This window comes from Pectobacterium quasiaquaticum, from assembly GCF_014946775.2.
GTDB lineage: Bacteria > Pseudomonadota > Gammaproteobacteria > Enterobacterales > Enterobacteriaceae > Pectobacterium > Pectobacterium aquaticum.
On sequence record NZ_CP065177.1, the window covers coordinates 1,281,384 to 1,295,910 of the forward strand.

11 protein-coding genes are annotated in these 14,527 nt (G+C 51.9%); 2 read left to right on the forward strand and 9 right to left on the reverse strand.

Translation table 11 applies throughout. The features are described 5' to 3' along the window. Positions 1–21: 21 nt before the first annotated feature. A complete protein-coding gene (locus tag IG609_RS05865) occupies positions 22–1,212 on the reverse strand; it encodes a NupC/NupG family nucleoside CNT transporter (protein ID WP_275898663.1) in 1,191 nt (396 codons plus the stop codon). Between the two features lie 125 nt (positions 1,213–1,337). Here IG609_RS05865 and IG609_RS05870 point away from each other — a divergent pair, with 125 nt between their 5' ends. Then, complete coding sequence (locus tag IG609_RS05870; RefSeq protein ID WP_193398713.1) at positions 1,338–1,490, forward strand: hypothetical protein; 153 nt, start codon at positions 1,338–1,340, stop codon at positions 1,488–1,490. A gap of 412 nt (positions 1,491–1,902) precedes the next feature. On the opposite strand, the gene IG609_RS05875 is transcribed toward IG609_RS05870, so the two are convergent. The 6 genes from IG609_RS05875 to IG609_RS05900 all read right to left on the reverse strand — a co-directional run bounded on the left by IG609_RS05875 (position 1,903) and on the right by IG609_RS05900 (position 9,251). Further along, positions 1,903–2,244: a glucose PTS transporter subunit EIIB gene (locus IG609_RS05875; RefSeq protein ID WP_010301002.1), complete on the reverse strand. Its 342-nt coding sequence runs from the start codon at positions 2,242–2,244 to the stop codon at positions 1,903–1,905. Positions 2,245–2,395: 151 nt separating this feature from the next. After that, positions 2,396–4,456 (reverse strand): beta-galactosidase, encoded by a 2,061-nt coding sequence (locus IG609_RS05880; RefSeq protein WP_193398712.1) that lies wholly within the window; start codon positions 4,454–4,456, stop codon positions 2,396–2,398. A 47-nt stretch (positions 4,457–4,503) separates the two neighbouring features. Then, entirely contained in the window at positions 4,504–5,718 is a 1,215-nt protein-coding gene (locus IG609_RS05885) for a glycoside hydrolase family 53 protein (protein ID WP_193398711.1), read from the reverse strand. A gap of 35 nt (positions 5,719–5,753) precedes the next feature. Next, positions 5,754–6,602, reverse strand: coding sequence for a sugar ABC transporter permease (locus tag IG609_RS05890; protein WP_010300995.1), 849 nt, complete (start codon positions 6,600–6,602; stop codon positions 5,754–5,756). A 12-nt stretch (positions 6,603–6,614) separates the two neighbouring features. Then, on the reverse strand, positions 6,615–7,931 hold the full coding sequence (locus IG609_RS05895) for a sugar ABC transporter permease (RefSeq protein WP_010300993.1): 1,317 nt from the start codon (positions 7,929–7,931) through the stop codon (positions 6,615–6,617). Between the two features lie 87 nt (positions 7,932–8,018). Then, positions 8,019–9,251: an extracellular solute-binding protein gene (locus IG609_RS05900; protein WP_193398710.1), complete on the reverse strand. Its 1,233-nt coding sequence runs from the start codon at positions 9,249–9,251 to the stop codon at positions 8,019–8,021. 491 nt (positions 9,252–9,742) lie between these two features. On the opposite strand from IG609_RS05900, the gene IG609_RS05905 reads away from it, so the two are divergent. After that, the gene (locus tag IG609_RS05905) at positions 9,743–10,825 is read left to right on the forward strand and encodes an ABC transporter ATP-binding protein (protein ID WP_193398709.1); all 1,083 of its coding nucleotides are present in this window, start codon (positions 9,743–9,745) and stop codon (positions 10,823–10,825) included. Between the two features lie 587 nt (positions 10,826–11,412). Here the strand turns inward: IG609_RS05905 and IG609_RS05910 are convergent. Together IG609_RS05910 and galR are read right to left on the reverse strand one after the other, a co-directional pair. Next, complete coding sequence (locus IG609_RS05910; protein ID WP_193398708.1) at positions 11,413–12,720, reverse strand: maltoporin; 1,308 nt, start codon at positions 12,718–12,720, stop codon at positions 11,413–11,415. A 485-nt stretch (positions 12,721–13,205) separates the two neighbouring features. Beyond that, positions 13,206–14,216: an HTH-type transcriptional regulator GalR gene (galR, locus tag IG609_RS05915; RefSeq protein WP_029368336.1), complete on the reverse strand. Its 1,011-nt coding sequence runs from the start codon at positions 14,214–14,216 to the stop codon at positions 13,206–13,208. Between the last annotated feature and the right edge of the window lie 311 nt (positions 14,217–14,527).

The following is a 14,527-nucleotide window of genomic DNA, read 5'->3' on the forward strand; positions in this document are numbered from 1 at the left end:
ATTGTATAACGTGATGAAGGATTACAGCACCAGACCGGCGATAGCAGCGGAAAGGATGCTCACCAGCGTAGAACCGTAAACCAGTTTCAGGCCAAAACGGGAAACCACGTTGCCCTGTTGTTCGTTCAGGCCTTTAATCGCGCCTGCAATAATACCGATGGACGAGAAGTTGGCGAAGGACACCAGGAACACAGACAGGATGCCCACGCTGCGTGGAGACAGCTCGCCTGCTACTTTTTGCAGTTCCAGCATTGCCACAAATTCGTTAGAAACCAGTTTGGTTGCCATGATGCTACCAACCTGAAGGGCTTCGTGAGATGGGATACCCATGATCCAGGCGAACGGATAGAACACGTAGCCGAGGACTTCCTGGAAGCTGATGCCAAAAATGGCGCTGAAAATCGCGTTGACCGCGGCAATCAGTGCAATGAAGCCGATCAGCATCGCTGCAACGATAACGGCAACTTTGAAACCAGCCAGAATGTATTCGCCCAGCATTTCAAAGAAGCTCTGATTTTCATGCAGATTACCCAACTGCAATTCCGGCTCTTCACCGACTTTGTAGGGGTTAATCAGTGACAGCACGATGAAGGTACTGAACATGTTCAGAATCAGCGCGGCAACCACGAATTTGGCATCCAGCATCGACATGTACGCACCGACGATAGACATCGAAACGGTCGACATAGCGGTCGCTGACATGGTGTACATGCGTTTTTCTGACATCTTGCCCAGAATGTCTTTGTAGGCAATGAAGTTTTCCGACTGGCCGAGAATCAGGGAACTGACTGCGTTAAAGGATTCCAGTTTACCCATGCCGTTCACTTTGGACAGGACTGTACCAATCGCGCGGATGATGATCGGCAGCACTTTAATGTGTTGCAGGATACCGATCAGCGCGGAAATGAAGACGATAGGGCAGAGCACTTTAAAGAAGAAGGAAATCAGGTTCTTCTCACTATTCACCATGTCACCGAATACGAAGTCCGTCCCTTGGCCTGCGAATCCGAGTAATTTGTCGAAAACTGCAGCGAACCCTTTGACGACACCTAACCCAACGTTTGAGTACAGGAAGAAGTACGCGAGCAGAATTTCGATGACGAGTAACTGAATAATGAAACGGATACGAATGCTTTTACGATCGCGGCAGACGAGTAGCGCCAGCGCCGCAACAACAACCAGCGCCAGAATAAATTGCGCGATATGGGACAGGGACATATGTGCTCCAAATATGAGGCAGGCCTAATTTTTCACGTCATTTTATGTAACGTGTGCATTAAAAATGAGAGGGACAACGCAAAAAAAACAATTATAACGTGGGATTTTACCTAAATTACATGCTGCGTCTCGTTATTTGCGTCTTTCTGTTCATTCATTATTCTTATTCCAAACAGAAAGTGGCACTGCCCTACTATTCGTTGGCGAATGCCACACGTCTGGTACTGTCGGCTGAAGATATCGAGTTGCTGGATCGTGCGAGTCGTTATTAGGAAATTGTCTTCTTCGCAGGTGTTTCTTCATTACACTTTTATATGCGGTGTTGAAATTACATGCGGATGTGGAAATAGTTTCGTGCGCCACAAATGTCGTGACTTATGATGACCTTGTTGTTATCCGGCGTAAAAAATTATGCATCGGTAGGCTTGACCGCCGAGTGAGCGGCATGGACGCCGCGAAAGCCAGTGCCGCGTCGGGAACGCGTCACTGGCGGCTCGATTAGCGGGCATGAATACCGATGGGACCGCGTAGCGGCATAATTTCCGCCAAAAGCCTAGGGGTCACGGGGCGAGCGGCGTTTGAGCCGCCCCGTGTCGGGCGCGTGCTACGAGGTAGCATGAAAATGACGGTATTATTGCGCACGAAACTGCCCCAATAGTGGCATAGAGACCGCGCCTAAAACCGTTACCGCGCTTCTGCGCCATCATCCTCAAACCAGGCGGCTAGCTCTCGGCGCAGGTTATCCGACTGGGTGCCGAAGATGGCCTGTACCTGATGGCCGACAATAATCACGCCGATAGCGCCCAATTTTTGCAGGCTGTCGCTGTTGACTAACCGCAGGCTGTGAACCTCGACCCGCAGGCGGGTGATGCAGGCATCCAGACTGACGATATTTTCTTTGCCACCAAAGGCGGTTACCAACTGCTGCAAGTTTTCTTTGTCTAGCGGTGAAGCGATTTCAATCTCGGTAATTTGCTTACCCAACATAGATGCGAACAATTTCCGAAAATTGTGAATCTTGCCCATCGTAGTCACCTCTTCGTTTGTTTATCAGCGTGCGTAGGATAATGCCGTTCACGTAACATTACTGTTAGGCGACACACGGTGATGATGTTCCGTAGAAACCTCTGCACCGTGCTCGCTCGGTATCGTAAGGCTTAATCAATAAGCATGAGCCTTACTGCAATGCGCGGCGTAGGATCCGGCAGCCGTAGCCTGACAGGTCGAGCGCCCCTGAAAGCGTGCTGCCCGTCGTCATTTCTTCGTAGACGGCAGGCAGCATGATCTGCTGCGGCGTTGCCGTGTAATTCTGTACGAAGATGAACTCACTTTCCCCGTCATCACGGCGATGAGCCACAATGCCGTAAGGCAGGTCGGTCGACAGCGCACGCGGTAGATCCAGCGTCTGTATCAGCGTAGTGAAGAAATCACGCTGGAAGGTGAGATCGTTACGCGACGCGATGTAATAGGCTTGACCTTTGCCGTAATCATTAACCGTAACGGCCGGACGTCCGGCGTAGAAATCGCTGTCATAGGTTGCCAGCGCCCGCGCGCCTTCGAGATGAATCAACTCGCACAGGTGAGTGACCTGATACGGGCCGACCAGACGTTGCTCGTTACCGTCCAGACCGCTGATGCTGTTGCTTTCATGATCGTACAGCCCGTCGATTTCTTCCGCCCAGATCCCCATGATCGGACGAAGTGGGCCAGGAAAACCGTTCAGATGGCACAGATCGGTTTCGTTGACGACGCCAGACCAGTAGGTGGTGACGAAGCGGCCGCCCTGTTTGACGAAGGCATCGACGCGTTCGGCAAAGCCATCACGCACCATGTAGAGCATCGGGGCGATAACGAGCTGATAGCCGCTGAGGTCGACATCGGCGTTGATGATATCTACCGCTACGCCCTGTTCCCAGAACGTACGGTAATGCTCAGTGACGGTTTTTTCGTAGAACAGCCCCGCGTTGCGCGGCCCTTGAGCGTTGTCCATCGCCCAGCGGCTTTCCCAGTCGAAAATGATGGCGACTTTAGCGTCAACCCGACTGCCTGCCACCGGTGCGAGTTTGTTGAGTATGTCACCCAATTCCTGCACTTCACGCCCGACGCGGGTGTCGATATGTCCGACATGATCGACGACGGCACCGTGGAATTTCTCAACGGAGCCGCGGCTCTTACGCCACTGGAAATACTGCACGGAGTCTGATCCGTGTGCGACAGCCTGAAGTGAAGACAGGATATGCATTCCCGGCTTTTTCAGTTTACTGATCGGCTGCCAATTGGTCAGGCTTGGCGTTGACTCCATCAGGTAGAAGGGCTTTCCACCTTTTAGCGTGCGCATCAGGTCATGATACATCGCGGTGTAGGCACCCAGCGTGCAGTCATCTTCCGCGTTATGCCACAGCGGGTAGCTGTCCCAGGAGATGAAGTCGATGACCTTCGCTAACTGCCAGTAGTCGTAATCATAGAAGTATTCCATGAAGTTCGTCGTGGTTGGCAGAGACGGGTTTTCGGCTTTTAGCGGCGCAATTTCGGCGGCACAGAAATCGCTAACCTGTGAGGTGTTAAAGCGTTTCCAGTCCAGATTCAGGCCGTGAATCGACATTTCACCGATGGGTGACGGGGGCTCTAACTGCGACCAGTCGGTGTAGGTGTGGCTCCAGAAGGTGCTCCACCACGCTTTATTCAGCGCGTCTATCGTACCGTAGCGTGCTTTCAACCAGTTCTGGAAGGTGCTGCGGCAGGTATCGCAATGGCACTCTCCACCGTATTCGTTGGAAATATGCCAGCCGATCACCGCAGGATGGTGCGAATAGCGTTTTGCCAACTGGGTATTCATTTGTTTTACTTTTTCGCGATAATTCGGCGAGCTCAGGCAGTGGTTATGGCGACCGCCGTGCAGCGCCCGAACGCGGTTGCTACCCACGCGCAACACGTCTGGGTATTTCTGCGATAGCCAGGCCGGGCGTGCGCCGCTCGGTGTTGCCAGAAAAACGAAGATACCGTTGGCATACAGCGTGTCGAGGATGCCGTCCAGCCAGCCAAATTCGTAGCGACCTTCTTCCGGCTCAAGCCCGGACCAGCTGAAAATGCCCACGGACATGACGTTGCACTGGGTCTGCTTCATCATCTCAATGTCTTTTTCCAGCACCTCTGGATCGTCCAGCCATTGGTCAGGGTTATAGTCTGCGCCGTGCAGCAGAACAGGCACTTTGCTGCTTAATGGGGGGAATTTGAACATCGTTCTCTCCTAAACGGGTTGTCAACGTGTTGAATACGGTTTGCGGCTTACTTAAACGCTTTGATGGAAGGCAGTACGTTGCCTTTGCAGTCGAACAGCGCCTGATTTTCCCGCGCGTTGCCTTCCTTCCATTCGTCGTTGTTGTATTTCATGCCCGCTTTCGTAGCCCAGGTTGCGCCGGGGGTTGGCAGCCAGATTGGCTCCCAATAGAAGACGCCTTTGCCACGCTGATTGGGGACGTTGATGACGCTTTGCATCAGGTCGTGCAGGTAATTGGCCTGACCCTGAACGGAAGCCGGGTAGCCGCCCGCATCCAGCTCTTTTTGCTGGAAGCTGTTTTCCGCGTTATCGCAGTTTTCGAGCGTGTAGGCATAGGCGGCTTCAACCACAATGATGTCTTTATTGTAGCGTTTGGTGACGTCGTTCATATTGTACTGCAACGCGCTGATAGGGCCGTTCCAGTAGGTGTAGAACGAGGCACCAATCACATCAAACGGGACATTGCGTTTGACGATTTCATCGAACCACCAGATAAAGGTGTCGTTTTTGGTGCCTTCCGCCAGATGCAGCATGATTTTGACGTTATTCGCGCCCTGTACGTCCTTCACGCCCTGAATACCGGCTTTCAGCAGTGCCGCGAGGCGATCGAATTCGCCGCCGCCCTGACCCCAGCTTTTTCCTTCCGGCCACAGCATCCCGCCGTTCAGTTCGTTACCGATCTGCACCATATCCGGCATGACGCCCGCTTTCTGGAATTCGCTAATCGTGGCCTTGGTGTAGTCGTGTACGGCAGTCGTGAGCTGCGCTACGTTGAGTCCAGACCAGGCTTTGGGCTTGTTTTGGTGGGCCGGATCGGTCCAGAAATCGCTGTAGTGGAAATCCAGCAGCACTTTCATGCCGTTCGCTTTGGCGCGTTTAGCCAGCGCCAGCGTGCTCGCCAGATCGTTGTTACCGCCGCCGTAACCATTGCCCGCCGCGTCTTTCGGATCGTTCCAGATGCGCAGACGGATATAGTTAATGCCGTTTTCTTTCAGGATCAGCATGGCGTCTTTCTGCTTGCCGTTCTCGTCATAAAATTTTCCGCCGTGCTTTTCCACCTCGTTCAGCATGGAAATGTCCGCGCCTTTAATGAAGTCGGCAGGGACGTTCGTCAATTTGTTGATCGTCACATTTTCTGCGGCATACAGGGTTTGCGGCAGGGAGACAGTCAGCAGGCCAGTTGCGAGCATGGCGGCCATCAGTACGCGTTTTTTCATTTTCATTTTACGTTCCTGGAATTGGTACAGATGTTGAGTAATTACCCTTTGGTTCCGCCTGAGGTCAGGCCGGAGACAAAGTACTTTTGCAATGAAAGATAAAGAATGGCGACTGGCACCGCGATCAGCACGGCGCCCGCGGCGTAGGTGGTGTAGCTGGCGCCCATCTTCTGCGAGACCAGGTTGTACAGCCCGATGGGCAGCGTGTACTGATCCGGCGTGCGCAGGATGGTGCTGGAGAGAATGAAATCACCCAGCGGACCGGTAAACGAGAACAGGGCGATCACCGCGATGATCGGCTTGGACAGCGGCATAATGATCTCGATAAAGATGCGGAAGTTACCCGCGCCGTCCATACGCGCGGACTCATCCAAATCTTTTGGAATAGCGTCCAGATAGCCTTTCATCAGATAGGTATTCATCGGGATCATGCCGCCGACGTAAACCAGCACCAGCGCAATATGGCTGTTCACCAGTCCCAGCATCTGCGCCAGTACGAAGATGGCGATCAGCGCGGAGAACTGCGGGATCATCTGCAAGAGTAGAAACAACATCAGCCCATTCTGGCGGCCGCGAAAGCGGAAACGAGAGAAGGAATACGCGGTGAAGCTGACGCTGACGAGCGTCAGAATCATGGTCAGGAAGCTGATTTTCATCGAGTTCCAGTACCATGCCGCGTAGTCAATCTGGCCGTTAAACAGCTCCTCATAGTGAATAAAGGAGAAGTTATCTGGAATGATCGAGGTGTTGAGCAGGCTGTTGCCGGGGTTCAGCGACGCGCCTACCGTCCAGATCAGCGGATAAATAATGATGATCGCCACGATCGTCAGCAACAGGTAGGTCAGGCCGAGTTTGATAAAATTCTGGCGTTTAACGCTGTGTTTTTTCATCTGCGCGCTTTCCTATGCCATGTTGTCTTGTTTGAAGGAATTGGTGGCGCGGAACTGCCACAGCGCGACGCCCACGACAAAAATCGACAGCAGAATGGTGATGCTGGCTGCGATCGCATATTGGGAAGAAGACATGGTCAGCTTATAAATCCAGGACACCAGAATATCCGTCCCGCCCGCGTTGGAGCCGATCACCGCCGGTCCGCCGTTGTTGAACAGATAGATGATGTTGAAATTATTAAAGTTGAACGTGTACTGCGTGATGATGATCGGTGCAATGGAGTAGAGCACCAGCGGCAGCGTGATGGTGGTCAGCTTGTACCAACTGCTGGCCCCGTCAATGGTTGCGGCTTCGTACAAATCGTCAGGAATCGCCTGCAATACGCCCGTCGTCATGGCGAACACAAACGGGAAGCCTAACCAGGTTTGCATCAGAATCAGCGCGGTCTTGGTCCAGAACGGGTCGGTCATCCACGCTTTAGGCTCAATCCCTAATGCGGCCAGAATGCCGTTATTAATCACGCCAAACGTTTCGTTAAACATCCCCGCGAAGACCAGAATAGTGACGAAGCCCGGCACTGCCCACGGCAGGATCAGGATGGTGCGGATCAGCGGTTTGAAACGCAGGCCCTTCTGGTTCACCAAAATCGCCAGCAGGATGCCTACGGCGCACTGGAGTGTGGTCGCAATCAGCGTCCAAATCACCGTCCATTGCAGCACGTCAAAGAATGTCGAACGCCAGAGATCGAGCCGGAAGATGTTGATAAAATTCGTCATCCCTACCCAGTCGACCAGCTTGGCGGGCGGCGTGTGATAGAGGTTGTAATTGGTAAAGGCAATGGAAAAACCGAAAATAATCGGGAAAACCACGACAAAGACTAACAGGATGAAGCCAGGCGTAATCATCAGATAAGGGAAGCCTTCGCTCAGCAGCATCTGATATTGCTTCTTCACGCTGTTCAACGGCAGGCCTTTATCGCGTCTGGCACCGCACACGTAAGCATCGCGCAAGCTCAAATAGTAAACGCCGACGCCAAAAGCGGCGACGATCACGCTGATAATGCCTTTTGCCAGCAGAAAAATAGAGTGATCGCGCGGCAACTCGGTGCCCAGCGTGATGAGCCCCCAAGCACCGTTTCGTAGGAAATCATGGAATATGCCGATGAAGCAGGCCATGACGATAAAGAAAAGCGCGCCTTTGACGAACTGGCGATTATAAATCTGTCCGAGTCCGGGGACGAGCGCCAGCAATACAGCCGTTCTGGCGTGGCGACATCCTCTTTCTTGTGGCGTAAGGCCGCTGGCGTTGACGGTCACATCTACCTCCATTTTCTTAAAAACATGGGTATCCCTCACATCCCGAAATCGATTGGGGATGACAAGGGATCCCATGTTGACCCACGGTGGTGCGGGGGATTACTGGTTACTGTGGTTAGCTTCGATCTGCATTTTGATAATCTTCACGGCAGATTCCAGCGCCGCTTTGGTGTCCTGCTTGCCCGTCACGCTCAGTTGCAGCGCGCTGTTTGCTGGCGTCCAGACTTCCTGCATTTCCGGTACGCTCGGCATAGGAACGGCATAGCCAGACTGGATCGCGACAGCACGGGATTTTTCATCGTCCTTAATCAGCGGATCGTCAACCAGCGCAGCAATCGGTGGGATTTCACCGGTTAACTGGAAGCGGACTTTGGCGTACTCAGGTTGATTGATGAACTCAATGAATTTCTGCGCCAGTTCTTTGTTTTTGGAGTAGGTGGAGATGCTGTAGCCTTTCACGCCCAGCAGCGAACGTGGATGCTCGCCGTTTGGCAGCAGCGGCAGTGGGGCGACGCCATAGTTTACGCCCGCGTTTTTGTACGGCTGGAATGCCCACGGGCCAGTAATGACGGCCGCGGCTTTTTTCTCGGTAAACAGGGAGTCGATGGCGTTAGCACCGGTTTCACCGACGATACCCGGTGGGAACAGGCCATCGGCATAGAATTTCTTGATGTAGTTGATGGCATCAATGGTGGCTTGTTTATCCAGACCGATGTCTTTTACGTTCGGTGAACCGTTGCTGTTCTGCCCGAAAATGTAGCCACCCATCCCGGCGATGACGCCATAGGCGTAATAAATTTCGTCAAATTTCGCCAGCAGGCCGTAGCGGCCTTCCGCACGTTGCTGTTTGGAGAAGGTGAACAGGTCGTCGAATTTTTCCGGCGGCTGTGGCATCAGATCTTTGTTGTACACCAACACGGTGGTTTCAACCGCTTTCGGCACGCCATACAACTTACCGTTATAGGTTTGTGCTTCCAGTGCTGGTTTGGTGAAACTCGACAGGAATGTCTGGTCCAGCTTCAGTTCGCTGATCAATCCCTGAACCACGGCGGTACCGACCTGATCGTGTGGCATCACGATTACATCCGGGCCGATTCCTGCTGGGCCATCCAGACGGAGTTTCTCAATCTGCTGTGCGTAGGGCGTTTCCAGCACGTTGATTTTGACATTATTCTGTTTTTCAAAGGCTTTGATCGCGTCGGCGATGCCGTCGGATTTCTTGATATCTTCCCATACCAGAAGTTCTTTGTCGGCTGCCAGCGCTGATTTGCTGAGTACACCGGTGATACCCAGTGAAATTATAATGACGGTGGTCAGTGTTTTCATTTTCATCATTAGTCCTCAAAGCCCAGGTGGGCCCATCATGGTAGGAAATCGTCGCGTACTTTCTGCTTTCGCCGTTTTTGCTGTCTCTGTGCGATGTTGTGTAACGTTACATCACACGGCAATACACCGCAGGGAATGAGGCATCTAACAGTACACGTGGTTTGGCGATCGTCGCTGTGTGGCGCTTGACGCTTTATTAGGCATTTTCCACAAATTAGGATAACGGTTACACCAATGGCGATTACATTAAGCAGAGTGCGCCACGTCTGCCAGCGAAACATGCAAAGGCTGTGATCTTATGCACAAAAGTAACCCCCTGTTTGTGCAAACGGTTACACCATGCTGTTATATTGCAATTATGACCAGCGTGCAGGTAAACCTGGCCGGATGCTAATGCGTCTGGAAGGGCTACCGAGCCATTTTGAGTCGACGACCACTGGGCCGTTGTGACTCAGCGCTTATATCCTGAAAATCAAAATTATCAAGAGGTTACCGTTATGGCGTCGATCCAGTTGGATAGAGTGAGTAAGCATTTTGGCAAAACGATTACGCTCCACGATGTGAATCTGACGATTGCCGATGGAGAGTTCGCCGTTTTTGTTGGGCCGTCTGGCTGTGGTAAGTCGACGTTGCTGAGAATGATTGCTGGGCTGGAAGATGTCACAGGCGGTGAAATCATGATTGATGAGGCAGTGGTGAATGATGTTGCCCCTGCTCACCGTGGCGTGGCGATGGTGTTCCAGTCTTATGCGTTGTATCCACACATGACCGTCGCTGAGAATATGGGCTACGGCCTGCGCGTGAATGGTGTCCCGAAAGACCAGATTAAGCACCAGATCGAGATGGTGGCGAAGACGCTGCAACTGTCTCACCTGCTGGAGCGCAAACCAAAAGAGCTATCCGGTGGTCAGCGCCAGCGTGTGGCGATAGGGCGCGCCATCGTGCGTAACCCGAAAGTGTTCCTGTTTGACGAACCGCTGTCTAATCTGGATGCGGAACTGCGCGTGGATATGCGGTTGCACATTGCCAAACTGCATCAGGAATTGAAAACGACGATGATCTACGTGACGCACGATCAGGTCGAAGCCATGACGCTGGCCGACAAAATTGTGGTCATGAACTATGGCAAAGTCGAGCAGGTTGGATCGCCGATGGAGCTTTATTATCATCCGGTTAACCAGTTTGTTGCGGGCTTTATCGGATCGCCAAAAATGAACTTCCTGCCTGCGCAGGTCATCGATTGGACGCCGGATAGCCTGACAGTGAATATCGCCGATCAGCTACAGCTTGAGCTGCCGATTCGCACTGGTGAACTGACTGTTGGCAGCACGATAACGCTGGGGCTGCGGCCGGAACACGTGTCACCGGAAGGTGAGGGGATTCGTCTGTCATTCGGTTGTGAAGTTGTCGAACGTTTAGGTAACAGCACCTACCTGTTCGGCCAATGCTGTGGCATCGATAACTTCAAACTGCTGCTGGCAGGCGACAGCGCCTTCAAGCCGTATGAACACATTGAGGTTTTCTTCTCGCCTAATAACTGTCTGGTGTTTAACGCCGATGGCTTGCGGATTAGCGCGTAGCTGAGTGGCTGCATCGCTGAATCTCAATAGCCAAAATCCCCTACCAAACATAAACAGCGCCCTTAGCGGGCGCTAATTCTGATATTTATAAATCCTCTATTGCGAAATATGTCGCTGCTCTGTGTGTTCCAGGCGTAAAAAATTGCGCTGAGGTGGGCGTGGCCGCCGGATGAGCGGCATGGACGCCGCGAAAGTCTGCGCCGCGTCTGACAAAAACGTCAGAGACGTTTTTGAACAGCACTTGTGCTGGCCCGAAGGGCGAGTCCCATTTATGGGGCGAGTAAACGCGTCGCAGGCGGTCCGAATAGCGGATACGAACGCCGAAGGTATCGCGTAGCGACGCAATTAGCGCTGAAAAGCCAGTGGTCAAGGCGCTGCGGCGATTGAGCGCGCCTTGTCGGGCGTGTGATGACATCACAGATTTTCTCGGTAGTTAACACGCACGAAACTTTCGTACTACCGCACATGATGCAGTGAAAATTTGATAGCGGGTGTTACTCGCAATAGAAAAAGGCTCTCCGTAGAAAGCCTTTTGGGAAATACCCGACGGGAATGATGAGCCCGCCGAGCTGAGGGTTAGTGCGGTATTACCACCAGGCTTCTGCCTGAATACCGAAGTTCACGGCATTGCTGCGATCGTCGTTGAAGGTGTTGCGGTTTTCATTTCCACGGTTTTGGTAAGACACGAAGAAGCGCAGTTCTGGGCGTGTCATCATAGGAATATCGGCGGTGAAAGCGTGTGCTAGCGTGTATTTCTCACCACTGTATTTGGTTTCTGTACCCGCTTTCCAGCTATCTTTTTTCTGATACGCACCCACTTCCAGATAGGTTTTCTGGTTCTTGGTCCAGACATACTGGCCGCGACCTACCGCAGACAATAATTCTGTGCTGTCGCGCCAGCGGCTGATTTCATCCGCTTTACCGTAGGTCAGAACATGGCTAAGAGAAATAGTATCCGTGATCGGCAGATCACCGGTCTGAATGACGCGGTAGCCTTTGGCGCTGCCGTTGACGTTCCAGACGTCATACCAACCGCCGCCCTGATCGACCATGTTGTGCGCCAGCCCTTTGTCGGCATATTGCAGCACCAGTTTCTGGCTGGATTTGAGGCCAGAGAAGTAGTGGCTGAGCTCGCCTGTGATCATCATTGAGTTTTTAGGATCGAATTTTTGCCCTTCCGCGAGGAAGATATTTTTCTGCGTGTCCGCTTCATTTGGCATCGCGTAGGAGATACCGAACTCCGTCCACGCGCCGTCCCACGGCTTCCAGCCTGCATAGCGAGCGTCCAGATAGTTGATATTCAGATCGTCGTAGGTGTCTATTCTTTTTTTACATTCGTCAGTAGTGGCGTCGCAGCCTAAGTTAATTTTCATGTTTTCAGCATCGGCACGGATCCAGGCAAACGAGAATGCACCTTCACCGGCTTTGACGTTTTCGATCCCGGCCCCCGCACCGGAGATATTCCAGTATTTGGTATCGATGATGTGCAAGTCATGACGCTGATAGTAGCGTTTCCCCGCCCATACCGTGGCATCCGGCAGGCCAGGTACAAAGCCTTTCGCTTTCAAATTAAACTGCTGTAAACCGAAAGTGGCATCGTCGTTTGCGGTGCTTTCATCACCGTTTGAGCTGTCTGACCACATAGAAACCATACTATCAACGTAAAACGTTTTCCCATTTTCGTTATACAGCTGCTGCCCTAATTGGATTTCGCCGTAGGTGTCATCTTCGTTACCTAATCTTCCTACATAGCTTTTATCGGCTGCCTGTTGTTTTCCGTGGTTTGAAGCACCCACGCCAGAACGGAAGTACCCTGAAAAATCAACAGAATAAGAAGGAGTTGCCAGCATTGCCAAACTCAGCGCAATGGATGTTGTCAGCAGTTTTCTTTTCATAATATACCTTTCGCTTATTCGGGTAAGAATGTGGATGTTCCAAATAACATGACGTGAACGGAGGTAAAACGCTTCCACTCATGGCGAAGGATTATGGGGGAATAAAATGGCGCGTGACATGATTGTTCTCACAAAATACAAAATAGTTACACCAATATTTACACGAATGTAACGATATTACAGAGGGTGTTTTGATTATTTATCAGCAATATCGAGGTGTTATTTGCTATGCGATGGTGTGTAACTGGTTACACATTTTGTTCGCGCACCTAAAATGCAGCATAAAAAATTTTTATGTCAGAATCGGCGACGTTACATAAAAGGCGTGATGCGATGCCGAGTAGGAAACATTTAAGAAAAATAGTGAAAGAGAGTCTGCGGAAGAGAAATAAAGAACAGGGTGTGTAAGTGCAGAAAGGTAATGATGTCGTGCTTGCCTGATGCGAAAGAGCAACGCATCGAGCAAGCTGAATGATAAAAGGCGGTTATTTCTTACGGGCTGGGGGACTGACAGAATGACGGCGTACCAGCGTCGGGCTAAACATGTTCGTGGTTTCACTGAGCTGTTTACCGTGGGATAACGCGATGGCTAATTCTGCCGCCTGAATTGCCATAGCGGAAACCGGATAGTGCACGGTTGTCAGGCGAGGGCGAAGGTAGCGGGCGATCAATACGTCATCAAACCCGATCACTGACATATCCTGCGGTACGCTGATGCTGTTATCGCTCAGGACAGAAAGGGCACCTGCGGCCATGGAATCGTTGTAGCACACCACCGCCGTCATGTTGCCGCCCCGACTCAGCAATTCCATCATGGCGGATTCACCGCCCACTTCGTCCGGTGAGGCGCGGGCTATGAGGCGTTCATCCCGTGCGATGCCGTGCTCTTGCAGCGCATCCACATAGCCTTGCAGGCGGTCGGCGGAGTCAGAAATTTGGTGATTAGAACAGAGAAAGCCGATCCGCTGATGCCCTTCCTGAATTAAATGGCGCGTTGCCAGCCAAGAGCCATAGCGATCGTCGAGTGCAACGCAGCGGTTTTCATAACCGGGTAACGTACGGTTGATGAGCACCATGTCAGGAATATGGCTCATTAGCGCCGCCAGTTCCTCATCTGAAAGCATTTTTGCATGCACGATCAGCCCCGCGCAGCGGTGGCGAATTAGCTGCTCAATGGCTTTCTTTTCCTGCTCGGCATTGTGATAGCCGTTACCAATCAGCAGAAAGTTGCCAGTTGCCTGGGCAATTTGTTCGACAGATTTCACCATCGTCCCGAAAAAGGGATCGGACACATCCGCGACAACCAGCCCCATGGTCTCTGCACTTTGATGCGCGAGCGCTCTGGCATTGGCGTTCGGATGATATTGCAGCTCCGCCATGGCCTTGTGTACGGCTTCCCTTGAGGCGGTACTGGCTTTGGGCGAGTTATTAATTACACGCGAAACCGTAGCGACTGATACACCTGATAGACGAGCAACATCCTTTATTGTGGCCATTGGCATTCCTGAGCGGTCAAATGCGTGGTGAGGCGGACCGTAGCCTAACGCACACGTTAAAAGAAAAAATCGATTACTTATATTTATAAATGTACAGGTTTTTGGCGGATGTTACCTATCCGACCACCTTTCCTTTTTGATCCAGACCGTACTTATGTGATCGCTATCAACAATCATCGGTCATTTCTCTCTTCCAAAATACCATTTCGGGGTTTAAATTTAGGGTAACCGATTACACTCATGTGGTGGCTAAACGATAGCTGACTATCTTTATTTAGCATTATTACAGCTATTTTATCCATGCCATAGTG

Excerpts from the sequence above, each read along its gene's own strand:
- IG609_RS05870 (WP_193398713.1), top strand. The coding sequence starts at position 1,338 with ATGCTGCGTCTCGTTATTTGCGTCTTTCTGTTCATTCATTATTCTTAT.
- IG609_RS05875 (WP_010301002.1), bottom strand. The coding sequence starts at position 2,244 with ATGGGCAAGATTCACAATTTTCGGAAATTGTTCGCATCTATGTTGGGT.
- IG609_RS05880 (WP_193398712.1), bottom strand. The coding sequence starts at position 4,456 with ATGTTCAAATTCCCCCCATTAAGCAGCAAAGTGCCTGTTCTGCTGCAC.
- IG609_RS05885 (WP_193398711.1), bottom strand. The coding sequence starts at position 5,718 with ATGAAAATGAAAAAACGCGTACTGATGGCCGCCATGCTCGCAACTGGC.
- IG609_RS05890 (WP_010300995.1), bottom strand. The coding sequence starts at position 6,602 with ATGAAAAAACACAGCGTTAAACGCCAGAATTTTATCAAACTCGGCCTG.
- IG609_RS05895 (WP_010300993.1), bottom strand. The coding sequence starts at position 7,931 with ATGGAGGTAGATGTGACCGTCAACGCCAGCGGCCTTACGCCACAAGAA.
- IG609_RS05900 (WP_193398710.1), bottom strand. The coding sequence starts at position 9,251 with ATGAAAATGAAAACACTGACCACCGTCATTATAATTTCACTGGGTATC.
- IG609_RS05905 (WP_193398709.1), top strand. The coding sequence starts at position 9,743 with ATGGCGTCGATCCAGTTGGATAGAGTGAGTAAGCATTTTGGCAAAACG.
- IG609_RS05910 (WP_193398708.1), bottom strand. The coding sequence starts at position 12,720 with ATGAAAAGAAAACTGCTGACAACATCCATTGCGCTGAGTTTGGCAATG.
- galR (WP_029368336.1), bottom strand. The coding sequence starts at position 14,216 with ATGGCCACAATAAAGGATGTTGCTCGTCTATCAGGTGTATCAGTCGCT.